The sequence below is a fragment of the Novosphingobium sp. genome (genome assembly GCF_024642085.1).
Classification (GTDB): domain Bacteria; phylum Pseudomonadota; class Alphaproteobacteria; order Sphingomonadales; family Sphingomonadaceae; genus Novosphingobium.
Genome location: NZ_JAHEBV010000013.1, coordinates 53,700 through 77,313 on the forward strand (window position 1 = coordinate 53,700; position 23,614 = coordinate 77,313).

At 62.7% G+C, this 23,614-nt stretch carries 22 protein-coding genes and 1 pseudogene; 12 read left to right on the forward strand and 11 right to left on the reverse strand.

Going from position 1 to position 23,614, the window contains the following annotated elements:
• The first annotated feature begins 83 nt into the window (after positions 1 to 83).
• Positions 84 to 1,658: a helicase HerA-like domain-containing protein gene (locus Q0L62_RS07540; RefSeq protein WP_296678508.1), complete on the forward strand. Its 1,575-nt coding sequence runs from the start codon at positions 84 to 86 to the stop codon at positions 1,656 to 1,658.
• 102 nt (positions 1,659 to 1,760) lie between these two features.
• The gene (locus Q0L62_RS07545) at positions 1,761 to 4,427 is read left to right on the forward strand and encodes a M1 family metallopeptidase (RefSeq protein WP_296678511.1); all 2,667 of its coding nucleotides are present in this window, start codon (positions 1,761 to 1,763) and stop codon (positions 4,425 to 4,427) included.
• 3 nt (positions 4,428 to 4,430) lie between these two features.
• Here the strand turns inward: Q0L62_RS07545 and Q0L62_RS07550 are convergent, their stop codons facing one another.
• The 5 genes from Q0L62_RS07550 to Q0L62_RS07570 all read right to left on the reverse strand — a co-directional run bounded on the left by Q0L62_RS07550 (position 4,431) and on the right by Q0L62_RS07570 (position 9,646).
• Entirely contained in the window at positions 4,431 to 5,843 is a 1,413-nt protein-coding gene (locus Q0L62_RS07550) for an ATP-binding protein (RefSeq protein WP_296678513.1), read from the reverse strand.
• A gap of 7 nt (positions 5,844 to 5,850) precedes the next feature.
• Positions 5,851 to 6,585: a response regulator gene (locus Q0L62_RS07555; protein ID WP_296678515.1), complete on the reverse strand. Its 735-nt coding sequence runs from the start codon at positions 6,583 to 6,585 to the stop codon at positions 5,851 to 5,853.
• A 22-nt stretch (positions 6,586 to 6,607) separates the two neighbouring features.
• Positions 6,608 to 7,219, reverse strand: a complete 612-nt coding sequence (locus Q0L62_RS07560) for a hypothetical protein (RefSeq protein ID WP_296678516.1) — start codon at positions 7,217 to 7,219, stop codon at positions 6,608 to 6,610.
• Between the two features lie 198 nt (positions 7,220 to 7,417).
• The gene (locus tag Q0L62_RS07565; RefSeq protein WP_296678518.1) at positions 7,418 to 7,789 is read right to left on the reverse strand and encodes a VOC family protein; all 372 of its coding nucleotides are present in this window, start codon (positions 7,787 to 7,789) and stop codon (positions 7,418 to 7,420) included.
• A 51-nt stretch (positions 7,790 to 7,840) separates the two neighbouring features.
• On the reverse strand, positions 7,841 to 9,646 hold the full coding sequence (locus Q0L62_RS07570) for an aminopeptidase P family protein (protein ID WP_296678520.1): 1,806 nt from the start codon (positions 9,644 to 9,646) through the stop codon (positions 7,841 to 7,843).
• Positions 9,647 to 9,685: 39 nt separating this feature from the next.
• Between Q0L62_RS07570 and Q0L62_RS07575 the strand changes: the two genes are divergently transcribed.
• Positions 9,686 to 11,740: a S9 family peptidase gene (locus tag Q0L62_RS07575; RefSeq protein WP_296678522.1), complete on the forward strand. Its 2,055-nt coding sequence runs from the start codon at positions 9,686 to 9,688 to the stop codon at positions 11,738 to 11,740.
• Positions 11,737 to 12,147 (forward strand): thioesterase family protein, encoded by a 411-nt coding sequence (locus tag Q0L62_RS07580; protein ID WP_296678524.1) that lies wholly within the window; start codon positions 11,737 to 11,739, stop codon positions 12,145 to 12,147. The genes Q0L62_RS07575 and Q0L62_RS07580 overlap by 4 nt, the downstream gene beginning before the upstream one ends.
• 1 nt (position 12,148) lies before the next feature.
• Here the strand turns inward: Q0L62_RS07580 and ald are convergent, their stop codons facing one another.
• Positions 12,149 to 13,264, reverse strand: coding sequence for an alanine dehydrogenase (gene ald / locus Q0L62_RS07585; protein ID WP_296678526.1), 1,116 nt, complete (start codon positions 13,262 to 13,264; stop codon positions 12,149 to 12,151).
• 133 nt (positions 13,265 to 13,397) lie between these two features.
• Between ald and Q0L62_RS07590 the strand changes: the two genes are divergently transcribed.
• A complete protein-coding gene (locus tag Q0L62_RS07590) occupies positions 13,398 to 13,856 on the forward strand; it encodes an Lrp/AsnC family transcriptional regulator (RefSeq protein ID WP_296678528.1) in 459 nt (152 codons plus the stop codon).
• Here Q0L62_RS07590 and Q0L62_RS07595 read toward each other — a convergent pair.
• Positions 13,853 to 14,722: an MBL fold metallo-hydrolase gene (locus Q0L62_RS07595; protein ID WP_296678530.1), complete on the reverse strand. Its 870-nt coding sequence runs from the start codon at positions 14,720 to 14,722 to the stop codon at positions 13,853 to 13,855. The genes Q0L62_RS07590 and Q0L62_RS07595 overlap by 4 nt on opposite strands.
• Positions 14,723 to 14,829: 107 nt before the next feature.
• On the opposite strand from Q0L62_RS07595, the gene Q0L62_RS07600 reads away from it, so the two are divergent.
• From Q0L62_RS07600 to Q0L62_RS07610, 3 genes are read left to right on the forward strand one after another with little or no spacing between them, the layout of a single operon-like run.
• The gene (locus tag Q0L62_RS07600; RefSeq protein ID WP_296678531.1) at positions 14,830 to 15,951 is read left to right on the forward strand and encodes a DUF2157 domain-containing protein; all 1,122 of its coding nucleotides are present in this window, start codon (positions 14,830 to 14,832) and stop codon (positions 15,949 to 15,951) included.
• Positions 15,948 to 16,436 carry a GDYXXLXY domain-containing protein gene (locus tag Q0L62_RS07605; RefSeq protein WP_296678533.1) on the forward strand — a complete coding sequence of 163 codons (489 nt, stop codon included), beginning with the start codon at positions 15,948 to 15,950 and terminating at the stop codon, positions 16,434 to 16,436. Before Q0L62_RS07600 ends, Q0L62_RS07605 begins: the two co-directional genes overlap by 4 nt.
• Positions 16,436 to 17,230 carry a kinase gene (locus Q0L62_RS07610; RefSeq protein WP_296678556.1) on the forward strand — a complete coding sequence of 265 codons (795 nt, stop codon included), beginning with the start codon at positions 16,436 to 16,438 and terminating at the stop codon, positions 17,228 to 17,230. Before Q0L62_RS07605 ends, Q0L62_RS07610 begins: the two co-directional genes overlap by 1 nt.
• Here the strand turns inward: Q0L62_RS07610 and Q0L62_RS07615 are convergent.
• Both Q0L62_RS07615 and Q0L62_RS07620 read right to left on the reverse strand, forming a co-directional pair.
• Positions 17,227 to 19,584 carry a DNA translocase FtsK gene (locus Q0L62_RS07615; protein ID WP_296678536.1) on the reverse strand — a complete coding sequence of 786 codons (2,358 nt, stop codon included), beginning with the start codon at positions 19,582 to 19,584 and terminating at the stop codon, positions 17,227 to 17,229. The two genes, Q0L62_RS07610 and Q0L62_RS07615, sit on opposite strands and share 4 nt — an antisense overlap.
• A gap of 49 nt (positions 19,585 to 19,633) precedes the next feature.
• Positions 19,634 to 20,194: a thiamine phosphate synthase gene (locus tag Q0L62_RS07620; protein ID WP_296678559.1), complete on the reverse strand. Its 561-nt coding sequence runs from the start codon at positions 20,192 to 20,194 to the stop codon at positions 19,634 to 19,636.
• Between the two features lie 22 nt (positions 20,195 to 20,216).
• Between Q0L62_RS07620 and Q0L62_RS07625 the strand changes: the two genes are divergently transcribed.
• On the forward strand, positions 20,217 to 20,879 hold the full coding sequence (locus tag Q0L62_RS07625) for a YggS family pyridoxal phosphate-dependent enzyme (RefSeq protein WP_296678538.1): 663 nt from the start codon (positions 20,217 to 20,219) through the stop codon (positions 20,877 to 20,879).
• Here the strand turns inward: Q0L62_RS07625 and pyk are convergent.
• Positions 20,876 to 22,333: a pyruvate kinase gene (gene pyk, locus Q0L62_RS07630; protein WP_296678540.1), complete on the reverse strand. Its 1,458-nt coding sequence runs from the start codon at positions 22,331 to 22,333 to the stop codon at positions 20,876 to 20,878. The genes Q0L62_RS07625 and pyk overlap by 4 nt on opposite strands.
• 68 nt (positions 22,334 to 22,401) lie before the next feature.
• Here pyk and Q0L62_RS07635 point away from each other — a divergent pair, with 68 nt between their 5' ends.
• The 3 genes from Q0L62_RS07635 (at position 22,402) to Q0L62_RS07645 (ending at position 23,398) form a co-directional block, all read left to right on the forward strand.
• Positions 22,402 to 22,737: a DUF1244 domain-containing protein gene (locus Q0L62_RS07635; protein ID WP_296678542.1), complete on the forward strand. Its 336-nt coding sequence runs from the start codon at positions 22,402 to 22,404 to the stop codon at positions 22,735 to 22,737.
• A gap of 44 nt (positions 22,738 to 22,781) precedes the next feature.
• Positions 22,782 to 23,018: a DUF2312 domain-containing protein gene (locus tag Q0L62_RS07640; RefSeq protein WP_296678544.1), complete on the forward strand. Its 237-nt coding sequence runs from the start codon at positions 22,782 to 22,784 to the stop codon at positions 23,016 to 23,018.
• Positions 23,019 to 23,080: 62 nt separating this feature from the next.
• Positions 23,081 to 23,398, forward strand: a complete 318-nt coding sequence (locus Q0L62_RS07645; RefSeq protein ID WP_296678546.1) for a heavy metal-binding domain-containing protein — start codon at positions 23,081 to 23,083, stop codon at positions 23,396 to 23,398.
• On the opposite strand, the pseudogene Q0L62_RS07650 reads toward Q0L62_RS07645, so the two are convergent.
• Positions 23,395 to 23,614: pseudogene (locus Q0L62_RS07650) on the reverse strand (CPBP family glutamic-type intramembrane protease); the annotation flags it as partial. The gene Q0L62_RS07645 and the pseudogene Q0L62_RS07650 overlap by 4 nt on opposite strands.

Below are 23,614 nucleotides of genomic sequence, written 5' to 3' on the forward strand. Positions count from 1 at the left end.
TGCAAAAAGCCTCTCGCTCTAGGCTTCCGGCCAGTCTATTCGGGATCAGAAACACAGGTTTGGCAGCGGGAGCTTTGGCCACAATGGACGACATCTATCTTGGCCTTGGCGCCAATGGCGAACGGCAGATGCTCAAACTGGGGAAAGCCAACCGGCACGGACTGGTGGCCGGCGCCACGGGCACCGGCAAAACCGTTACGCTCCAGTGCATGGCTGAGCAGTTTTCCGTCCAGGGCGTGCCGGTTTTCCTGGCCGATGTTAAGGGCGATCTGTCAGGCATCTGCATGGCCGGCAGCGACAGCTTCGCCCATGCCGACAAGATCAAGGCACGCGCAGACGAATTGGGAATCTCTCCGTTTGAATACCATGATAACCCGGCGGTTTTCTGGGATCTTTACGGCAAGAAGGGCCACCCGATCCGCACGACCGTTTCGGAAATGGGCCCGCTGCTGCTCTCGCGCCTGCTTGGCCTTAACGAAACGCAGGAAGGTGTTCTGACGGTCTGCTTCAAGTGGGCCGACGACAACGGTTTGCTCCTCCTCGATTTCGACGATCTGCAGCAGGTGCTGATGACCTGCGGTGAACAGGCGAGCGAACTGGCAACTACCTATGGCAACATATCAAAGGCCAGCGTCGGCACGATCCAGCGCCAGTTGCTGTCATTCGAAAGCCAGGGTGCGGATCTGTTCTTTGGCGAACCGGCGTTCGAGATCAACGATTTCATGCGCTGCGATGACAGCGGCAAGGGGATAATCAACATCCTCGCCGCCGATCAGCTTATGCAGAGCCCGAAGCTTTACGCGACCTTCCTGCTGTGGCTGCTGTCCGAACTGTTCGAAGCGCTGCCAGAAGTGGGCGATCCCGAAAAGCCCAAGCTGGTGTTCTTCTTTGATGAGGCCCATCTGCTGTTCGACGATGCCCCCCAGGCGTTGTTCGACAAGGTTGAACAGGTCGTGCGCCTGATCCGGTCGAAAGGTGTGGGCGTCTATTTCATCTCGCAGAATCCGATCGATATCCCTGAAAAAATAGCCGGACAGCTAGGCAACCGGGTTCAGCACGCTCTGCGCGCGTTCACCCCGCGCGACCAAAAAGCGATCAAGGCTGCATCGGAAACCTTCCGCATCAACAAGGATCTCGACGTCGAAACCGCGATCACCGAATTGAAGGTTGGCGAAGCATTGGTCTCGACGCTGGACGATGATGGCGCGCCCACCGTGGTCCAGCGCACGCTTATTGCCCCGCCGCGCAGTCGCCTTGGTCCGGTGACCGACAAGGAACGGGCGATCATCCAGTCAATCAGCCCGTTCGATGGAAAGTATGATACGGCTGTCAACCGCGAAAGCGCAGCCGAGGTGCTAAGCCAGAAGGCCGCCGATGCTGCCGCTGCGGCGCATGTGGTCGAAAAGCAGGGCGAGACTGCCCAGCGCGCGCAGCCCCGCGCGACGCCCAGCATGTGGGAAAAGGCGGGCAAGGCGGCATTCGGCGCGGCAGCAGCGTCAGCCGGGACCATGGTTGCGCGCCAGATGAGCGGGCGGCGGTCCAGCGGATCGCCGGCGGCTTCGGCGGCCAGCGCGGCGGCCGGTGCGATTGGCACGGCTCTTGGCGGGGCCATGCTGGGCCGGTTCGCGCGTGGGCTTTTGGGCGGCCTGCTGCGCTGATCGAAGTGTAAACGCGTTTCGTCGAGGCGGCTGGTTGCAATTGCAACCAGCATCGGCTGTGTCCTGCGGGGAATTGACACGATTACCCGAGGGATTCCCAATATGCGCCGTCTGCTAGCTGCCTCTTCGCTTATAACACTTGCCTGCGCAGCACCCGCATTGGCCCAAACCGCGCCGGTTGCGGCCACCGCGCCGGTTGCGGCCCAGGGTGTTCCCAAGGGGCGTTTAAGCGATGCGGTCAAGCCGGTGACCTACCGGCTTGACCTTACGGTCAACCCTGACAACGAGCGCTTTAGCGGCAGAACTGAAATCGACGCGGTGCTCAAGTCAGCAAGCCGCTTTGTCGATCTGCACGGCCGTGATCTTGGCATAAAAAAGGCGGTCGCGACAGCGGGGGGCAAGACTTATGTTGGCACATGGGCCCAGGTCGATCCGACCGGGGTGGCCCGCCTGACCTTTGCCGAAGCGCTGCCGGCCGGCCCGGTCACGTTTGCGTTCGACTATGACGCGCCGTTCAACACCAGTCCGGCAGGTCTGTTCCGGGTCAAGGTGGGCGATGACTGGTATTCATGGTCCCAGTTCGAATCGATCGATGCCCGCGCAGCGTTCCCCTCGTTTGACGAGCCCGGGTTCAAGCAGCCTTTTACCGTCACTTTGCGCACCAAACCTGGCCAGGTTGCGGTAAGCAATGCGCCCGAGGTATCCAAGACCTTGGAAGGCGGGCTTGACGTGCACCGCTTTGCCCCCACCCTGCCGCTGCCGACCTATCTGGTGGCGATGATGGTCGGCCCATTTGCCACGGTCGAAGGCACCGTTCCGCCAACCCCGCAGCGCGCCACGCCGCTGCCGTTGCGGATTGTCACGACGCAGCAGAACAAAGACAAGATGGCCTTTGCCCTTGAAGGGTCAAAAGGCATCGTCCGGCACCTTGAAAGCTATTTCAACCAGTCGTTCCCTTATCCCAAGCTGGATCAGATCACTTCGCCGATCATGCCCGGCGCGATGGAGAATGCGGGCGCTGATCTTTACGCCGATCCAATCCTGATTATGGACGATAACGCTCCGACCGGTCAAAAGCGCGCCTTCGGCATGGTCGTCAGCCACGAACTGGCGCACCAGTGGTTTGGCGATCTGGTTACCCCGGCATGGTGGGATGACATCTGGCTCAACGAAAGCTTTGCCAACTGGATGGGCTTTCGCATCGGCAACGAATGGCGCCCCGATCTCAATATCGGGGCGGGCGCTCTGGCCGAAGGGTTTGAAGCCATGAGCACGGACGCATTGCTGGCTGGCCGCGCCATTCATCAGCCGATCCCGACCAACGAAAAGATCGACGAAGCCTTTGACGGCATCACTTACGGCAAGGGCGGCCACGTGGTGGCGATGATTGCCGGGTACATGGGCGATACCAAGTTCCGCGATGGCGTACGCCGCTACATGGCTGCGCACCGCTATGGCAACGCCACCAGCAAAGAGTTCTTTGCGGCCATGGCCGATGCCGCGGGAGACGCACGGATAGTGCCGGCCATGCAGGGCTTTACCGACCAGCAGGGCGTGCCGCTGATCACTTTCGCTCCAGGCAAGGGCGGCTATACCGCGACACAAAGCCGGTATGCCCGGCTGGGCACCCTCGCACCAGACACGCGCTGGGGGGTGCCGCTGTGCGTCCGCCGGCTGGCTGTCACCAAGCAGAGCTGCCAGTTGCTGACCACCCAATCCGCCCCGGTCAAACTTGCCGGAAAGGGGCCGTTCATTCCCAATGCGGGGGGAACCGGCTATTACCGCTTCGAACTGCCAGCCCAGGACTGGGCGGCGCTGATCGCCCGCGCCAGCACGCTTCCAGGCGGCGAGGCTCAGGCGCTGGACGATTCGCTCTTCGCCAGTTTCCGAGCTGGCCGCGCCTCGCCGGAACTGCTGATCGCCTCGGCGGTCGAGCTTGCCAAGAACAAGGACAGTTATGCCAGCGACGCCGGCTTCGATTCGCTGCAGGCCCTTTATACCAGCGGCTTGATGGACGATGCCGCCAAGACCAAGTTTCGCGGCATGTTGACCACGACGTTCAAGCCCAAGCTGACAGCAATGGGCTTCAGCCCGGCAGCAGGCGCCTATTCCAAGGAAGATCCGGAAACTTCGGAAAAGCGCGCGCAGATTGTGCGCCGCCTGACCAGTACGGCCCGTGATGCGGACCTGCGCAGGCAGATCGGCGATGCGGCCAGGGCCTACCTGGCCGGGAAGACGGAGGCACTCGATCGTTCGTGGTTCGGCACGGGCCTGGGCATTGTCGTGGAAGAAGGCGGCATGGCGGCGGCCAAGGATCTGGTCGAACGGGCTCTGGCATCGCAAGATCCCCTGTTCCGTCCGGCCGCACTGGGTGCGGTTAGCGCAAGCGGCAAAGATGACATCGCCAAATGGGTGCTGAACGATTTGACCGACAAGCGCCTGCGCCCCAGCGAACGGCTCAGAATGGTCGGCGGTGTCGTCCAGACCGCAGAAACCCGCAACCTGGGGTTCGACTGGATCAAGACAAACTTTGATTCGCTGATGAGCAACGGCGGCGGCATCTTCTTTGCCTCGCGGCTGCCGGCGCTGGTCGGAGGGTTCTGCTCGGCAGAACGCGCCGATGAAATCGCCGCGCTGATGCGGCCCAAACTGGCGGGCAAGACCGGCGCGCTTGAGCTGGAACGCACGATCGAGCGGGTCCGTAGCTGCGGCAAACTCAAGGTTGCGCGCACGGAAGAAGTGTCCCGTGCCTTTGCCAAACTCAAATAGAAATCAGTTCAGCGGCAGCCAGATGGTCGCGACAAGGCCGATGACGTCACCGTTCTTGTCGCGGCGATTGCCAAGGTCGAGCCTGCCGCCGTGCTGTTCGGCGATTGCGCGGGCCAAAGCAAGACCAAGGCCCGCTCCGCCCGTCGCCGAATTGCGCGACGGGTCGCCGCGGCGGAACGGTTCCTGCATTGCGGCAATATCCGGTTCCGCGATCCCGGGGCCGTCGTCCGCGATCACAATTGACACCCCGCCACCGGCTCGCGCTACGGAAATCCTGGCCGCCTTGCCGTAACGCAGCCCATTTGAAACCAGGTTGCGCACTGCGCGGCGCAGCCATGTCGGGCGCAGCGGCACGACGATGCGATCGCCTTGGGCCAACAGGACGGGTTCACCCAGATCCTCGAACTCCTCGGCAACCTGCGCAACCAGGGCGGTCAAATCGGTCGGTTCGCGCGGGTCGCTCGGCCGACCGACGCGGGCCAGTGACAGAATGTCATCAAGCGTGCGGACGATATCCTCGATCGTGGCGGCCATGCGTGCGCGTTCGGCATCGTCCTCTACGCTTTCGATACGCACGCGCAGCGCCGCCAGCGGCGTTTTCAGGTCGTGACCAATAGCTCCGAGCATCACGTCTTTTTCGTCAAGCAGCGCGGCGATGCTGCTTTCCATCGCGTTATGCGCCACGATCAGGCGGCGCAGGTCGTCGGGACCCTGCGGCGCAAGCGGACCATCTGCGTCACGCGTCCGCGCAAAGTGCTCAACCCGAATGGTCAATTCCTGGAGCGGTTTGGTCAATCGTCCCAGAATAAGCGCGATGACGCCAACCAGCAGGCCATAAAGCAGCAGGGTCTGCCCAAGCAGGGTCAGGCCTGGGCGAAACCCTGCGCGCGGAACCATAACCCGGCTGACAAGCCATGGTGATTGCGCATCCAGACGTATCGCGGCGAGCATCACTGCTTGCGGGCGAGGCAGGCGGCGCGCACCTTTCAGGGCGTCGCGCTGATCTAGGCGGCGCTGGGCCGCTACATCGTCACCAATTTTGCGTTGCAGGACGATCGCTTCAAGCGGCTTTACCCCTTGGTCGAGCAGGACGCGCCGCAGTTCTGCTTCGCCTTCGCTGTCGCGCTGGTCAGTCGGCAGCAAGGGCAGCGCATCCACAATCTGCAGGCGCATTCCGCGGGGCCGGGATCGCGTAATCGGTGAACCTTCCGGGATCAGCGCAACGTCACCGCGCGCCACCGGTAGCAGACGCATTGCGGCAGTGTGGACCAGCGCTGCATTGCGGCGGTCGTTCTGCGCTGAATAAAGCAAGGTCGCGCTGATCGCCTGGGCCAGAAGCAAGGCCAGCGCCACCGCCATCAGCAGCTGCCCCTGCAGGCTGCGGGGCCATAGCCGGTGGAGCAGATTGGCGGCCAAGCGCGACTTAGCCTTGCGGTGCGGAGACGCGCCGGACATCGGCAGCCAGCATGTAGCCGCCGCCCCAGACGGTCTGGATAAGGGTGGGGTTTCGGTTGTCCGTTTCGATCTTGCGGCGCAGACGGCTGACCTGATTGTCGACCGCGCGGTCGAACAGGTGAGCCTCGCGGCCCTGAACCATGTCGAGCAGGCGATCCCGGTCAAGCACCTGACGGGGGTGTTCGACAAAAGCCATAAGGAGGCGGAACTCAACCGACGAGATAGGGACCAGTGCGCCATCGGGCGCTGTCAGCCGGCGTTTGAGCGGGTCGAGCATCCAGCCTTCGAAGGTAAAGACCTCATCGTTGGCCGCGGCGCCCCCGCCCTTCGCTGCGCGGCGCAGGACCGAGCGGATCCGCGCCACCAATTCGCGCGGCTCAAACGGTTTGACGATGTAATCGTCCGCACCGATCTCCAGCCCGATGATCCGGTCGGTCGATTCGCCCTTGGCAGTCAGAAGGATTGTAGGGATCGCGCGGGTTTCCGACAGATGCCGGCATAACGAAAGCCCGTCCTCGCCAGGCATCATGATGTCGAGAAGGACAATGTCAGGGCTTTCACTGCGCAGGACGCTTCGCGCCTCGGCAGCACTGGCGGCTTCGGTAACGCCAAAACCCTGGCGCGCCAGATAGGCGGCCAGGGGCTGGCGCAGGGCCTCCTCGTCATCGACGAGGAGGATGCTTGGGCTTGTACTGTCGTCCATCAGTTTCCCAGGGACCGCAGGCTCAGTTTGCGGCCGGAGCAGCGGCGCGCTTGGCTTTCCAGGTTTCGCGCATTTTCATGAAGGACGCCTTGCGCTCGTCCGGCGTGACCGAGCCGTCCTTGTTGGCATCCATCATGTCGAAATGCTTGAGTGCTGCGGCTGTGGCTTCGGATTTGCTGACAGCGCCATCGTTGTTGGTGTCGGCCATCTTCATCATGCCGCCCGCCATGCCGTGACGGCCGCCCCGCTTGCCCATCTTGCGGTTTTCGCCGGCCATGCCCTTCATGCCGCCTTCCCCGCGCATGCCTTCATGACCGGCATGTTCGCCGCCCATGCCCATGCGTTGGTGACCTGCTGCAAACTCTTCACGGGATAGCGAACCGTTCCGGTCCGTATCCATCTGGTCAAAGCGCTGGGCCATTTTGGCGGCCCGATCCGCTTGGTCGATCTTGCCATCATGGTTGGCGTCATGCTCGTCGAACATGGCTTCAGCCTTGGTCTGGGCCTGGGCGCGGGTCATGGTAGTCTGCGCTTGGGCACCGCCCCAGCCGCTGCGTTCCTGTGCTGCGTGGGCGATTCCGCCTACGGCCAGTGTCATTGCGGCGATCGAAAGGCCTTTTGTAATCGTCTTCATCGCTTGGTCCTCCATCGGGAAACAGGTGAAGCCGCGGGATCCTCATCGGGAGAGAGGGAAAGAGCCCCGCGACTTCCTGATGTCGGAAGTACGGGACCATTGTCGCGCGATTATGCCATTTTGATCCATAAGTGTCGCCAATTGTCGCAGCGTGACGCGTTCGTTCATCAGTTCGTCAGCAGGCCCGGGCCCAGTCAATCAGCCCATGACAAAGGCGTTAAGCTTGTTGCCATCGGGGTCGCGGAAGTACGCGGCATAAAAACCGCCATCGCCGCGCGGGCCGGGTGCCCCTTCGTCGGAGCCGCCGTTGTCGAGCGCTATCTGGTAAAGCCGGTCAACCTGTGCGGCGTCACGCGCTTCGATCGCGGCCATCACGCCGTTACCGACCGTGGCCGCGCTGCCGTCGAACGGCTTGGTGGCAGCAATGCCGCAGCCGCCGCCCGGAGTGCCCCAGGCGATAAACGTATCAAACTCCATCATCCGGCCAGTACCCATCTCAGCCGCGATGGCATCATAGAACTGGGCGGCACGGGGCAGATCGTTTGTGCCCACGGTTACATATCCAATCATGGTCCATCTCCTTTGCGAGTCGCACGGAACATTACGTGAACATAAAGGCGCTCACAAGGGCGCGCAGCTTGCGCGCAGCCATTCCAGTGCATCCCCTTCCAATTGCGGGGAAAGTATATCCCATACCTTTGCGTGGTAGCTGTTCCACCATTGCACTTCGTCGCGGGTTAGCAGGGTGGTATCGACCAAAGTCGCATCGATCGGTGCAAACGTGAGCGTCTCAAAGCCAAAGTATTCGCCTTCCATCCCGGCAATCTCACGCCTTTCGACCAGCACCAGGTTTTCGGTGCGGATGCCGAAATCGCCTGCCTTGTAGTATCCCGGCTCATTCGACAGGATCATCCCTGCAAGCAGTTCCTGACCGGTTCCCGGCTGACCGCCCTGGGCCTTGGCAATCCGCTGCGGTCCTTCATGTACCGACAGGAAACTTCCGACACCGTGGCCCGTGCCGTGGGCATAATCGACCCCTGCCTGCCACAGTGCATAGCGCGCGCAGGTATCCAGCTGGCTGCCGACCGTGCCCTTGGGAAATACCGCTAGTGCCAGCATGATGTGGCCTTTGAGCACGCGGGTGAAGCGGTCCTTGTGTTCGGCGCTCGGTTCTCCCGGCCCGATCCACACGGTGCGAGTGATGTCGGTCGTTCCATCAGCATACTGTCCGCCCGAATCGACCAGATAGACCGAACCCGGCTCGATCGGGATGTTGGATGCCTCATCAACCTTGTAGTGCGGGCTGGCGGCATGGGCGCCAGCAGCGCTGATGGTGTCGAACGACAGGTCCTTGAGCAAACCGGTATCCTGGCGGAAGGCCTGCAGCCGCGCTGCGGCGGACAGTTCATCCTGCCCGCCTTTGGGCGCTTCAATGCTGAGCCAGTGGAGAAAGCGGGCGATAGCCGCTCCGTCCCGCGCTTGTGCAGCGCGCTGGCCGGCCTGCTCGACCTCGTTCTTGACCGCCTTGGCCAGCACGGTCGGATCGGTCAGTTCGATAACCTTTGCACCCGCATCGGCCAGCGCGGCGAACACGGCCTGGACCGAGCGTTCGGGATCGACCGCGACCTTCTTGCCCGCAAGAGCTTGAAGCTGGGGAACGAAATCCTCGCGCGGGCGCACGCGCACCGCATTGCCCAGATGCGTGCGCAATTCGGGCGTCACTTTTTCGTCGGCGATGAACAGTTCGGCCGTGCCATCGGCGTGGGCCAGGACAAAGCTGAGTGCGACCGGCGTGCGTTCTACATCGGCCCCGCGGATGTTGAGCAGCCATGCCACCCCGTCCAGCGCCGAGACCACGGCGGCATCCAGCCCGCGCGCGGTCAGCCATTCGGCCACCTGGCTGCGCTTGGCCTCGCTCGATTGCCCGGCATGCTCGGCTTTGTGGACCACCGCAGGCGCCAGACTGGGGGCCGGTCGATCAGGCCAGATCGCGTCGATCGGGTTGCCTTGGGTAGCGACCAGCACGGCCCCCTTGGCGTTGAGCGCTGCACTGGCGGCCTGGACCCACGGTTTGCCGTGCAGCCAGGCGTCGTAACCGATCCTTGCTCCGTCAGGCGCTTTGTCGGCGAGCCATGCGGCCATGGATGTCGAAGGGACCGATTGGTATTCGAACAGGCGGCCATCCACCTGTTCGCGCACCTGCAGGGTATAACGTCCATCGATAAAAATTGCCGCCGTGTCCATCAGCACCGCCGCGCCGCCGGCCGATCCGCCAAACCCGGTCAGCCAGGCGAGCCGCTGGGCATAGCCGCCGACGTACTCGCTCATATGCTCGTCCGAGATCGGCACGACGAAGCCGTCGAGCCCCCGGATCTTCAATTCCTTGCGCAGCGCCTCAAGGCGCGCTTCGTGGGTGTTCATCAGCATGCGCTTGCAGTCCTTCTGCCCCCAACATAGAGCCGGTTCATGTCAGTTACCACACCCCCTGTCGCCGCAAAGAAGCCGCACACACAAACTTACCATGGGATCACGATCAGCGATGACTACGCCTGGCTGCGCGATCCCGGCTATCCCGAGGTGACCGACAAGGACGTGCTGGACCATCTCGCTGCAGAGAATACCTGGTTCGAAGGGCGCATGGCCGGGCAGAAAGAGACTATCGACAATCTGTTCAAGGAAATGCGCGCGCGCATCAAAGAGGCCGACAAGTCGGTCCCCCAGAAGGACGGCGACTGGCTATATTGGATCGAGTTTGAGGAAGGGGCCGAATATAAGAAGTGGTGGCGCAGGCCCGTGGCGGGCGGCCCTGACGAACTGATCCTGGACGAAGTCGCGCTGGCGCAAGGCCATGACTATTTCCGGCTTGGCGCGATTGCCGTGTCGAATGACGGAACAAGATTGGCATGGTCGGTCGACGACAACGGATCGGAACGTTTCACCGCGCGGGTAAAGGTGATCGCGACAGGCGAAATGCTGACGGACGAGATTACCGGCACGCTCTCCAGCCTGGTCTGGGTGGCGCATGATCGGGGCCTGGTCTACTCGCTGGCCAACGAGCAGTGGCGCACGGATAACGCGCGGCTTCATTGGCTCGGCCAGCCAACCTCAAGTGATGTTGAGCTATACCACGAAGACGACGAAGGCTTCCGCGTCGGCTCTTCGCTGTCGGCCAATGAACAGTGGCTGATCATTGGCAGCTCCGACCATGAAACGAGCGAGGTCCGGCTGGTTCCCGCAGCAGATCCGCTTGCCCAGCCGCTGCTTGTAAAAGCGCGCCGGCAGGGGGTCGAATACGATGTCGATGAACGTGATGGCACACTGTTCATCCATACCAACGACACGCACGAAAACTTTCGTCTGGCTACCGCGCGGCTGGCTGATCCGGGAAACTGGACCACACTGATTGAAGGCAGCGATGCGTTTTATCTCACCGGTGTCGACCTGTTCCGCGACTTCTATGTGATCGAAGGCCGGCGCGGCGGGCTCGACCAGATCGAGATCCGCTATTACGATGACCTGGCTCGGATTGAGCCGATCGTTTTTCCTGAAGCGAGCTATGTCGCGGGTTCGGGCGACAATCCAGAATGGGCAGTCACGACGCTGCGCCTGTCCTATGAAAGTATGGTCAGTCCGGCGTCGGTGATCGACTATGATGTCGCAGCAAAGACGCTGACGACGCTCAAGGTGCAAGAGATTCCTTCCGGCTATGATCCGTTGCTCTACACTACGGAACGTCTGGAAATTACGGCGCGCGATGGGACGCCCATTCCGGTTTCCATCCTTTACCGCAAGGACCGCAGCGGGCCCGGACCGCTCCATCTTTATGGTTACGGCGCCTATGGCATCGCCATCGATCCGGGCTTTTCGACCACGCGGCTTAGCCTGGTCGACCGCGGATTTGCCTATGCCATTGCCCACATTCGCGGCGGGGATGATCTTGGCCGGGCATGGTACAAGGCTGGCAAGCTGGAGCGGCGCACCAATACCTTCACCGACTTTGTCGATGTGGCGCGGGGGTTGATCGAACGCGGCTATAGTCAGGCAGGGGACATTAGCATTTCGGGCGGATCGGCGGGGGGTGAGCTGATGGGCGCGGTGATCAATTCCGATCCCGAGCTATGGGGCGCGGTTGTGGCCCATGTGCCCTTTGTCGACGTGCTGAACACCATGCTCGATTCCAGCTTGCCGCTGACCCCGGGCGAATGGCCCGAATGGGGCAATCCGATCGAAGACCAAGCCGCGTTCGAACTGATCCGTTCGTACGCGCCCTATGACCAAGTGAAGGCCCAGGCCTATCCGCCGCTGCTGGTCACCGCTGGCCTCAACGATCCGCGCGTAACCTATTGGGAGCCAGCCAAATGGGTAGCCCGGCTGCGCGAGATGAAAACCGATAAGAACGAACTGCTGCTCAAGACCAACATGGGCGCAGGACATGGAGGCAAATCTGGACGGTTCGGAAGCCTCAAAGAAACCGCAGAGGAGTTTGCCTTTATCCTTTGGCAACTGGGGGATAAGGCTTGAGCAACCGCTATACCCGGAACTTCACCGCGCTGCCTGAACACATCGATCAACTGGGCCATGTCAACAACGCGGTCTGGGTTGACTGGATTCAGAAGCTTGCCACGGCGCACTGGACTGCGGTGGCGGCGGCTGAACACCAGGCGCAATTCTTCTGGGTCGTGACCCGGCACGTGATTGATTATCGCGGTAACATTGGCGCGGGGGAGAGCGTAACGGGCGAAACCTTCATACCATCAGCGCCCCACGGCGCCCGGTTTGACAGGCGGGTCGATTTTCGCGGAACACATGGCAAGGTGATCGTCAGCGCCAACACAACCTGGGCCATGATCGACCGCGCTTCGGGCCGCCTGGCACGGGTACGCGCCGAAATCGCCGCGCCGTTTCGTCCGTTCGCCGACGAAGCCTAGCCTAGCCCAGCACCTGCGCCACCGGCACATAGTCGTAACCAAGGTCGCTGGCGACCGCTTCGTAAGTGATCTGCCCTTCATGGACGTTGAGGCCCGCCGCAAGATGTGGATTGGCTTTGAGCGCGGCCTTCCAGCCCATGTCGGCAATGCGCAGCGCGTGGGGCAAGGTAACATTGTTGAGCGCATAGGTGCTGGTCCGCGCCACCGCGCCGGGCATGTTGGCGACGCAATAATGGACGATGCCGTCAACAACATAGGTCGGATCAGCATGAGTGGTCGCCTTGCTGGTTTCAAAGCAGCCGCCCTGATCGATCGCAACGTCAACCAGTACCGCGCCGGGCATCATGGTTTTGAGCATGTCGCGGGTGACCAGTTTGGGCGCAGCCGCGCCGGGAACCAGCACTGCGCCGATAACCAGGTCCGCCCTGGCAACCTCGCTGGCGAGGGCCGCCCGGCCCGAATAAAGCGTACGGGCGCGCCCTTCGAAATGGCTGTCGAGCCGTTCGAGCACATTGGGATCGCGGTCAAGGATCGTCACATCAGCACCCATGCCAACGGCCATCTGCGCCGCGTTGAAACCGACCACGCCGCCGCCGATGACGACAACCTTGGCCGGCAGAACCCCCGGTACTCCTCCCAGCAGCACGCCGCGCCCGCCATTGGCTTTTTCCAGCGCAGTCGCTCCGGCCTGGATGCTCATCCGCCCGGCCACCTGGCTCATCGGTTTGAGCAGCGGCAGCGAATTGTCGACCCCGGTGACGGTCTCATAAGCAATTGCGGTGACACCAGACTTGACCAGATCGGTGGTCTGGTCGGGATCGGGGGCGAGGTGGAGATAGGTATACAGGATCTGGCCCTTGCGAAGCTGCGCCCGTTCGGCAGCCTGCGGCTCCTTGACCTTGACCACCATCTCGCACCCGGCGAAAATCTCGGAAGCGGCCGCCTTGATCGTTCCGCCTGCCGCCTTGTAGTCCGCGTCAGCCGCGCCGATGCCGTTGCCCGCCCCGGTTTCAACCCACACCTCGTGCCCGTGCGCAACCAGTTCGCGGACGCTTTCCGGCGTCAGGCCAACACGGTATTCGTGGTTCTTGATTTCCTTGACGGTGCCGACGCGCATGGGTTCTCTCCGTATTTTTAACAATAGCGAAGATACGCCTGTCTGAAACGAATGTTTCTCCAAAGTTTGCCTGTTATTGCAGGTAGCGTGGTGATAATTCCCACCGGAGTGGCAAAATTGGGAAAATGTTACAGTGGACCGGGCTGACATCGCGATACTTGAGGCTTTGCAACGCGACTCCTCAGGCTCGCTGGCCCAACTGGCTGACCTTGTCGGCGTGTCCTCTTCCGCCTGCCACCGGCGGATCAAGGCGCTAGAGGAAGCGGGAATCATCACCGGGTATGCTGCGCAAATCGACGCGCCGAAACTGGGGCTCAAGCTGCAGGCCTTTGTCGAGATTACCCTGACAAGCCAGAGCCGCGAGGCGATGGATCGGTTCGAGGCAGCAGTCCGCGATATGGAAGAAGTGCTCGACTGCCATTTGATGAGCGGCAGCGCCGACTATCTGCTGCGCGTCGCCGCCGCCGATCTGGAGCAATACGACCGCATCCACCGCGATTGTCTGGCCCGCCTGCCCGGTGTCTCGGCCATGCGATCAGCCTTTGCGATCCGCCGGATCAAGCGCTGGAAAGGCTATCCTGTAAAAGCCTAGGTATCAAAGCGGAATGCGGCGCCCGCGCGGCGGATGTGCCCTGCGGTCGGTCCCGCATAATGGGTGCCGATCACCAGCCGGTCTTCGTCCGCCCATTGGCCAAACATCCGCAACCGGGTCTGCGCAGCCATCGCAGGATCGCTGTCAAACATTGGCGACCAATCGGGGTAAGGAAGCTGGCAGGGGTGGTGCGACATGTCGCCGGTTATCGCGGCACATGCCCCGCGAGAATCGATCAGCACGCTGATGTGCCCGGGGGTGTGACCGATGGTGGGGACCAGGTGAATCTCATCACAAATCCGGTGGTCCGTAGCGACCAGATCGGCCAGGCCGGCGTCCAGAATCGGCTGGACCGAATCCGCCATGATCTGGCGCTGGTTATCCTCGTCAAAAGCGTTCCAGTGGGCGAACTCGTCGCGCGCGAACAGGTAGCGGGCCGCAGGGAACGTCGGTACCCATCGGCCGTCAACCAGCATGGTGTTCCAGCCAACGTGGTCGACGTGCATGTGTGTGCAAACTACTGCATCGACGCTGTTGCGGCTCCAGCCCGCGGCCTCCATCTTCTGCAGGAACGGCGTGGCCAGACCCTTGCCGCCCAGCAGCGCGCGGGGCTTGTCGTTGCCGATGCACGTATCGACTACCAGGCGCAAACCTGGCGCTTCGACCAGCAACGCATGGATCGAAATCAACAGTTCGTCAGCCTCGTTGACAAAATCAGGATACAGCCATGGATGCGCGTGCAGATCGGCGGCGCTGGCCTGGGGGAAGATCATGCTTTCCGGCCCGACCGAAGCGTGAAGGACCATCTCGACGATCCGGGTGATCGTTACGTCGCCCACCTGCCACTGCAGCATCTGTTCGGTCATGATATCCCCCTCACCCGGTATTGTTGCCCAGCCTATGCTGTTGGCGGCGCGATGGCCAGTGGAGGTGCCCGGTTGCATTTGATCAGGTGTGCGATAGGCTGCGCTGCGTGAACGAACGCAAGCTTTCCGCATGGGTTGCAGCCGGTGCCATCGATGCCGAAGCGGCCGCTCGCATCCGCAGTTTCGAAGCGCAGCACAGCCGACCGCTGGCGCTGTGGGCGGTGGTCGGAATCGGCGCGCTGGCGATTGCGCTTGGACTTGTCTCGGTGGTTGCTGCCAACTGGGATGCGATCCCGGCAATGGTTCGGCTGGGTGCGCATTTCGCCTTGCTGCTGGGGGCTGCGATTGTGCTGTGGGCAGTGCGCGGCCAGCAGGGCTGGGGCGAAGAGGCGTTGCTGTTCGTTCAAGGCGCCTTGGGGCTGACATTCATGGGGCATATCGGCCAGGCCTATCAGACGACATCGCCGCTGTGGCAGCCGCTGGCGCTGTGGCTTGCCTTTTTTGCGCCTCTGTTCCTGCTGCGCGGGCAAAACTGGCTGGCGGCGCTGGGAGTGGGCGGCGTGCTGATTGCCGCAGTGTGGACCTTTGCCGCCGACAACGACGCCCGCGACGGATCTTTCCTGGTTTTTGCGTTGCCCACAGCGTTGCCGCTGCTCATGGCGCCGCTTGGTGCGGCGCTGCGGGTGCGTTCGGCGCGTGGCGCGTTCTGGCGGCGGCTGGAGGAACTGGGCTTTGGCTATGGCCTGGCCGGGGCCAGCATGGTGGCTATTCTGGCCGGGGTTCAAAACCTTGCCCGCGGCGGCGATGCCGACAAGATGATGCTAAGCTTGCTGACATGGGCCGCGGCGGGTTTTGCGGCCGCATGGTTGGTCTGGACTGCACGGCGTGATCGCTCGGGACAGGCGGCGGCATGGATGTTGGCGGCGGCCGGTATGGTAGCCTTGGTCGCCTGGCCGTTGTCCGGAAATAGGGTGATCGGCGCGCTGCTTTATATGGTGCTGTGGGCCGGGGTCGCCGCCATGGCGCTGCGTGGCGGCTGGCGCGGCGTGTTTCAGCTGGCGGTCGCACTGCTGGCGCTGCGGCTGATCGTGCTGAGTTTTGAGCTGGAGGATAATCTGTTGTCGAGCGGGGCCGGACTGATCGTGAGCGGTCTGCTGATCATCGCAATCGCATGGATCGCGGTGCGTGTGGCGCGCAAATATGCCCCGCCCAGGGAGGCTGCGCCATGAACCGCGCGCTGCTCTACACTGTCGCGCTCCTGGTGCCGCTGATCGGCCTCGGCGCGATCTGGTTAAACGCCGACCGCCTGAGCCGTCAGGGGACCGAATGGGACGTACCGATCCAGGGCTATGACCCGCGTGACCTCTTGCAAGGGCATTATGTCCAGTTCCAGTACGATTGGCCTGGCCTTAAGCGCACGACGTTCGAATGGATTCATGGTCGCAACAAGCTTTGTATCACCGGGCAGGCTCCGATAGTCCAGCGCGCCGAGATGCGGGCAATTGCGGTAGCGTGCCCCGTATTTGCCAATGCCGAACTGGCTCAAGAAGGGCGTTTGTACACCTCGCAGGCGGAAGCCTCGCGGCTGCAGGACCAGCTTTGGGACAGGTCCAAGCAAGGCATTGTGCGCATCCGCCTGCGCCCCGATGGCCACGTCACTCCGCTTGGCATTACCTTCCGCCCGCGCTTGCCGGAGCCGCAGGCGGCCCCTTGATCGCTGACCCTGACTTTGTCGGTGTGCTGCTGGCGCGCATCGCCAGGTGGCGTCAGCCGGGACTATACACCATCGGCATCTGCGGCGCGCAGGGGTCGGGCAAGTCTACGCTGGTTGCCGCCCTGGCCGAGCAGCTAGTCCTAAGAGGTGTGCGTACCGCGACCCTTTCGCTCGATGATCTCTATCGGACCCGCACGCAGCGCATGCACCTGGCCAAAGAAGTTCACTCCCTGTTCGCAGTACGCGGGGTTCCCGGCACGCACGACCTTGCTTTGGGCCGTGAAACCCTGGACGCCGTGAAACGCGGTGAGCCAGCGCCGTTGCCGCGCTTCGACAAGGCCAGCGACGATCGGATGCCAATTGCGGACTGGCCGCGCGCGCCGCACGGAACACAGGTGCTGTTGCTGGAAGGCTGGTGCCTTGGCGCGGCGCCGCAAGAGGAAAAGGCACTGGCCCAGCCGGTCAACGAACTGGAACGCGATGAAGACCCGGACTGCCGGTGGCGCGGCCATGTTAATGCCGCCTTGGCCGGCGATTACCAGCGCCTGTTCGAGCGGGTAAACCGGCTGGTTTTTCTTGCCGCCCCTTCGTGGGACGTGGTCGCGACCTGGCGCGAGGAGCAGGAAGCCGGGTTGCGTGGGCAAGGCGGAACTGCGGTCATGAGCCCGGCCGAAGTGTCGCGTTTCATCCAGCACTACGAGCGCCTGACCCGGCACATCGTGGCAACCATGCCGGACTATGCCGATCTGACCGTGCGATTGGATGAACGCCGCGCGGTTACGTCCGTCAGCTAAAGCGGGCTGCCGTCCTTGTCTCGGTAGATTTCGCGGCGGCCGACATGATTGGCCGGACCGACAAAGCCATCCGCCTCCATCCGTTCGACCCATTTGGCCGCAGTATTGTAGCCCACGCCAAGCTGGCGCTGGAGCCACGAGGCACTGGCCTTCTGGCTTTCGAACACGATCTGGCAGGCCTGGCGGTATTTGCGTTCCTCCGGGCTGTCCGACGCCGTGGCATCAAGGTCGTCAAAGCCGAAGCCGCCGTCTTCCGGCTCTTCGGTGACCGAATCGACGTATTCCGGGCTGCCCTGACCGCGCCAGAAATCGGCAATCCGCTCAACCTCTTCGTCCGATACGAAAGGTCCGTGAACGCGCGTGATCGGCAATGTATTTGGTTTGTAAAGCATGTCGCCTTTGCCCAGCAGCTGCTCGGCGCCCTGTTCGCCCAGGATTGTACGGCTGTCGATCCGGCTCGTCACGGCGAAGGAAATCCGCGTCGGCAGGTTGGCCTTGATCACCCCGGTAATGACATCGACCGACGGGCGCTGCGTGGCCATGATCAGGTGGATGCCGGCGGCACGGCTCTTTTGCGAAAGGCGCTGAATCAGCACTTCGACTTCTTTGCCGACAGTAACCATGAGATCGGCCAGCTCATCGACGATCACCACGATCTGCGGCAGCGGCTGGTAATCGAGCTGCTGCTCCTCGAACATTTCTTCGCCGGTTTCGGGGTCGAAGCCGATCTGGATGCGGCGGCCCAGCGGCTTGCCCTTGGCCTTGGCGGCGCGAACCTTGTCGTTGAAGCCGGCCAGATTGCGGACCGACAGTTCGCTCATCTGGCGATAGCGCCGTTCCATTTCCTCAACCGCCCATTTCAGCGCGCGTACAGCCTTGGCCGGTTCGGTGACCACGGGCGAAAGCAAGTGCGGGATGTTGTCGTAGCTTTTGAGCTCAAGCACTTTGGGATCGACCAGGATCAACCGGCACTGGGCAGGGGTCAAGCGGTACAGAAGCGACAGCAAGATGGTGTTGAGCCCGACCGACTTGCCCGAACCGGTGGTGCCCGCGACCAGCAGGTGGGGCATGGCAGCCAGATCGGCGACGATCGGTGCCCCGGCGATGTCCTTGCCCAGGATGATCGGCAGCATGCCTTTGGCCCCGGCGAACTGTTCGCAGGCGACCAGCTCCTTGAAGCTGACCATCTGGCGGTCGGCATTGGGCAATTCGATCCCCATGACGGTGCGCCCCGGAATAGAGGACACGCGGGCTGAAATCGCGCTCATGTTGCGGGCGATATCATCGGCCAGGCCAATCACCCGGCTGGCCTTGATCCCCGGTGCCGGTTCCAGTTCGTACATAGTCACGACCGGGCCGGTGCGCACGGCGGTAATTTCGCCTTTCACGTTGAAATCGTCGAGCACGGTTTCAAGCAGGCGGGCATTGCGTTCCAGCGCCAGCTTGTCGATCTTGTGCCCGGTTTGCGGCGGGGGATCACTGAGCAGGTCAAGCCCCGGCAGCTCAAAGGCATCGAACAGGTCGCCCTGGCGGCTGGTCCCTGAAATCTGCGCCGGACGGACCGGTCGGGTGGGATCGGAAATCTCGGGCGGCTTGCGCGGTGTAGCCAGCGGGACCGGTAGAGTGCCCCGATCTTCGCGCGCCCTGCGGTCACGTACCGAGGGCAAGGGGATGGCACTGCCCAGGCTTTCCAGACTTGGCCTGCGCTTCAGCACGCCGGGGAGGGTGAACAGGGTGCCCCAGTCGATCGCAAAGACCCGGCCCGCCAGAATGGCCCCGCCCGCAAGGCAGGCAATTCCGGCCCCAGCAATGGCCCAGAACTGGCCCGCATCGGGCAATTGCGCCGCAGCCCAGCGGATGGCGCTTGATCCCAGCAGCCCGGTGACCCCGCCGAACGTGGCCGGAAACGACCCGCGCGTTTCGGTGACGATCAGCGACAGCACGGTTGACAGCAGCGCCATGGCAAACAGCAACACCGCAATCGGCCGCCACCAGGCATGATCGGCATGGGGCAGATCCTGATCTTCTTCCTCGACCAGGCGCAGCAGTTTTCGTGCCATGGCGTACATCAGCGGGAGGAACAGCACCGATACCGGGCCAAACAGAAACAGCGCGCGTTCTGCCACCCAGGCGCCGCTCCCGCCCATCCAGTTCTGGGCCGGGCCGGCCGCTGCGGTCGAAGCGCTGGGATCGGTCTGGTGATAGCTCAGCAGGGCAAGGGTAAAGAACACCATGCCCAGGCCTAGCAAAATCGCCCCGCCGATTTCTCCGCTGCGCCGCAGCGCGCGCCGCATAGCCGCGCGCCAATCGACCCGCGCACCGCGCTGTCCCGCAGAAACCGGACGTGTTGCCATCATGCTCCCCTTGTCTCCGCCCTGTTATGCGCGCAGCACTGACTCCACGTCAAGAATCCAAGGGAATCCGCGGAGTCGCTTTGTCGCAAAAGGCATCGATCGCGGCCCAGCGCGGCCATTTAAGGCGCTTGGCGCGAACGGAATTCATGCCGCCCAGCGCGATAACCGGCAGGGCCGAACGCGCCGCAATCAGCCGAAAGCGCCGTGGGCCCAGCGTTTTTCCATTGGGGTGAGTGCGGGTTTCGAACACTGGTGACAGCAAAATGGCATCGCCGCGTTTCACCTGGGCAAGCTCCCACAGTGAATGGACCGCGACCAGCCGGGGCAGCGCCGGGCCGGGGGCGAGAACCTGCACTGATCCATACGCCGCATCCGCGCCCCAGCGCCGCGCTGTCCGGGCATTGCCTGACAGAGCGACCACGTGGCCGCGGGCTTGTGCGAGCCGTTTCACCTGGTCGAAGCGCGCCCGCCGATCTCTTGAAGCAAGGTGATAATGGCGAAAAACCACCCCGCTGCCCCGCGGCAGCCGGGCCAGGGCATATTCCAGCGCCGCATCGTTGCGCGCATCGGAAATGATCCAGATCGCCGGGAGGGGCTTCAATCGCGCCATCGCCCCGCTATAGCAGCGCGCGATGATCGATCCAGCCACACGCCTTGCCGAAATCCGTTCACGCATCACACAGGCCGCCCGCATCGCACGGCGCGAAGCCGGTGAGATCACGCTGATCGCGGTAAGCAAGACTCACTCAGCCGAAGCAATTTCCCCGCTGATCGCAGCCGGACAGCGCGTGTTCGGCGAAAACCGCGTGCAAGAGGCGGCGGCCAAGTGGCCGGCCTTGCGTGAAACCGAGGCGGGGATAGACCTGCACCTGATCGGCCAGCTCCAGTCCAACAAGGCCGACGATGCCGTTGCCTTGTTCGATTGCATCCATTCGCTCGACCGGCCAACGCTGGTGACGACGTTGGCCCGCGCGATGGACAAGGCGGGGCGGCAGGTGCCGTGCTTTGTCCAGGTCAATATCGGCGCAGAAGAGCAAAAGGGAGGCTGCGCCATCGCCGCGCTTCCCGCGCTGCTGGATCAGGCGCGGATTGCTGATCTGCCGGTGATTGGTTTGATGTGCGTCCCGCCAGTTGCAATTGAGCCGGCACCATTCTTTGCTTTGCTTGACAAGCTGGCCCGTGACCACGGCCTTGCCGGGCGCAGCATGGGCATGTCGGACGATTTTGAAACCGCAATAATGCTGGGCGCGACCCACGTCCGGGTCGGCTCGGCCCTGTTTGGTGCGCGCGGTTAAGCCTCGCGGTTTTTGAGCTCGTCCCCGCTCAGCGTCACTACGTGGAGCAGGTTGGTCGATCCCGGCGTGCCAAAGGGAACCCCCGCCAGTGCGATCAGCTTGGACCCCGCGCTGCCGAAGCCGTGGCGCAGGGCCATGCGCTTGCCCTTGGCAATCATTTCTTCAAAGCTGCCAATGTCCTTGGTGCTGACCGCATGCGTTCCCCACAGCAGTGCCAGGCGCCGGGCTATTTTGGCAGACGGGGTCAAGACCAGCATTGGCACCGATGGCCGCTCGCGAGCCACGCGGCGGGCGGTCGATCCTGATCCGGTGAAGACGATGATCCCCGCCACCTTGACCGTTTCGGCGATGGTCGCGCTGGCCTGGGCCAGCGCATCGGCAGTGGTCGCATCCGGCATGACCTGGGTAAAGTGGACCCGTTCGGCATAGCCGGGATCGCTTTCCACCTGGGCGGCAATGCGATGCATGATGGTGACGGCCTCAACCGGCCAGGCGCCGCTGGCGGTTTCGGCCGAAAGCATCACGGCGTCGGCCCCGTCATAGACAGCATTGGCGACGTCCGACACTTCGGCACGGGTGGGGGCCGGGCTTTCGATCATCGATTCGAGCATTTGAGTTGCTACGACCACCGGTTTGCCGGAGCGGCGGGTCATCGCGACGATATGCTTTTGCAGGGGCGGCACTTCCTCGGGGTTCAGTTCCACCCCCAGATCGCCGCGCGCGACCATGATGCCGTTGGCCAGTTCGATAATTTCTTCCAGCCGCTCGACCGCGGCCGGCTTTTCGATCTTGGCCATCAGAGCGGTGTCGGACGCGCCCATCAGCTTGCGCGCTTCGGCGACGTCTTCGGGGCGCTGGACGAATGACAGCGCAATCCAGTCCGCGCCCTGTTCCAGCGCGAAAGCCAGATCGCGGCGATCCTTGTCGGTCAGCGCAGGCACCGGAACCACGGCATCGGGCACATTTACGCCTTTGCGATCGGAAATTACCCCCCCAACTTCTGCCGAACAGAAGATCCGGTTTTCGTCCGCCTCGATCACTTTCAGGCGCAACTTGCCATCGTCGATCAGCAGGCGCTGGCCTTTGCGCAGGATGCCGAACAGTTCAGGATGGGGCAGGCAGACGCGGTTTTCGTCGCCAGGCGTGGGGTCACGGTCCAGGGTGAAGTGGCCTGAATGACGTATCACTGCCTTGCCGCCCGCAAATTGCCCCACGCGCAGCTTTGGACCTTGCAGATCGCACAACACCCCGATCGGGCGCGACAGGTCTTTTTCGACTGCGCGGATCGCGGCAATCGTTTGGGCATGGGTTTCGTGATCGCCGTGGCTCATATTGACGCGAAAGGCATCGGCGCCGGCGTGGATCAGCTTGGCGATCATTTCGGGCGTCCGGCTAGCCGGGCCAAGCGTGGCCAGGATTTTGACTTTGCGCCCGCGCGGGTCGATCTTGGCCAAGAGTAAGGTCCTTCCAATTGTGAAGTCTCCTATGGCAAAGGGCCGCACAAACACCAAGGACCCATGCCATGAGCTGCTCGGAAAATACGAATGCGACTGCCGGCGATCCGCTAGAAACGCTGGACGATGCGGTTGCCGCAGCTGCGTTTCGCCGTCTGGTGCGCCATTTGCGCCACCGCAGCGATGCCCAGAACCTCGATTTGATGACCCTGTCGGGCTTTTGCCGCAACTGTCTGGCCGACTGGATACGCGATGCGGGCGCGCCTTATGACAAGGACGGCGCGCGCGAAGTGATCCACGGCATGCCAGCGGCGGAATGGAAAGCACGTTTCCACAGGGAAGCGACGGAAGACCAGCTTGCTGCCATGGCCGAGAGCTTGAAGAAGAACGCACCCGCCCCCTAAGAGCGCGCTCAACTGATTCTTATTCCAAGGGGAGCTATCCAACCATGGCTGAAGCCACCGACGACCGCCTGCGCCTGCTGATCGAGCGTATCGAACGCCTCGAAGAAGAAAAAAAGGGCATCGCCGACGACATCAAGGACGTTTACGCCGAGGGCAAGGCCGTGGGATATGACGGCAAGATCATGCGCCAGATCGTCCGTTTGCGCAAAATGAAGCCAGACGACCGGGCCGAAATGGAAATGTTGCTGGATACCTACAAGGCTGCGCTAGGCCTGGGTTAGTCTTGGCAGAAGCGCGCGGGTTCCTATCTGAGTAAACCACGCCGCAAGGGAGCTCGCGCACTATGCTGTCTACCACAACCGCCATTGTCGAAGGCCGCCCGGTCCAGACTTATCTTGGCATCGTAACCGGCGAAGTTATCGTCGGGGCCAACCTGTTTCGCGATCTGTTTGCTTCGGTTCGTGACATAGTCGGCGGTCGGTCGGGCAGCTATGAGGACGTGTTGGCCCGGGCGCGCAAGCAGGCGCTGGGCGAAATGGAAGCAAAAGCAGCCGAACTGGGCGGCAACGCGGTCATCGGGGTCGATATCGACTATGAGGTGCTGGGCGCCAATGGATCGATGTTGATGGTCAGCACGTCCGGCACGGCCGTCGTTCTTTAAGACCCGATCGAGCCTGAAGCCAAAGCCAGGCCGATGCTGCAGGCATTGGCCGCGACATGGGTTAGAATTGCCTGCGCCAGCCCCAGCCGCTGGCGCAGGTAGCCCAGCACCAGCGCGGCCCACAGTTGCGGCAGGACCAGCGGCACCATCAACAGGCTGAAGCGCGGGTAATTGGACAGGTGGAACAAGGCAAAGCCTGCCGCCACCGCATAAAAA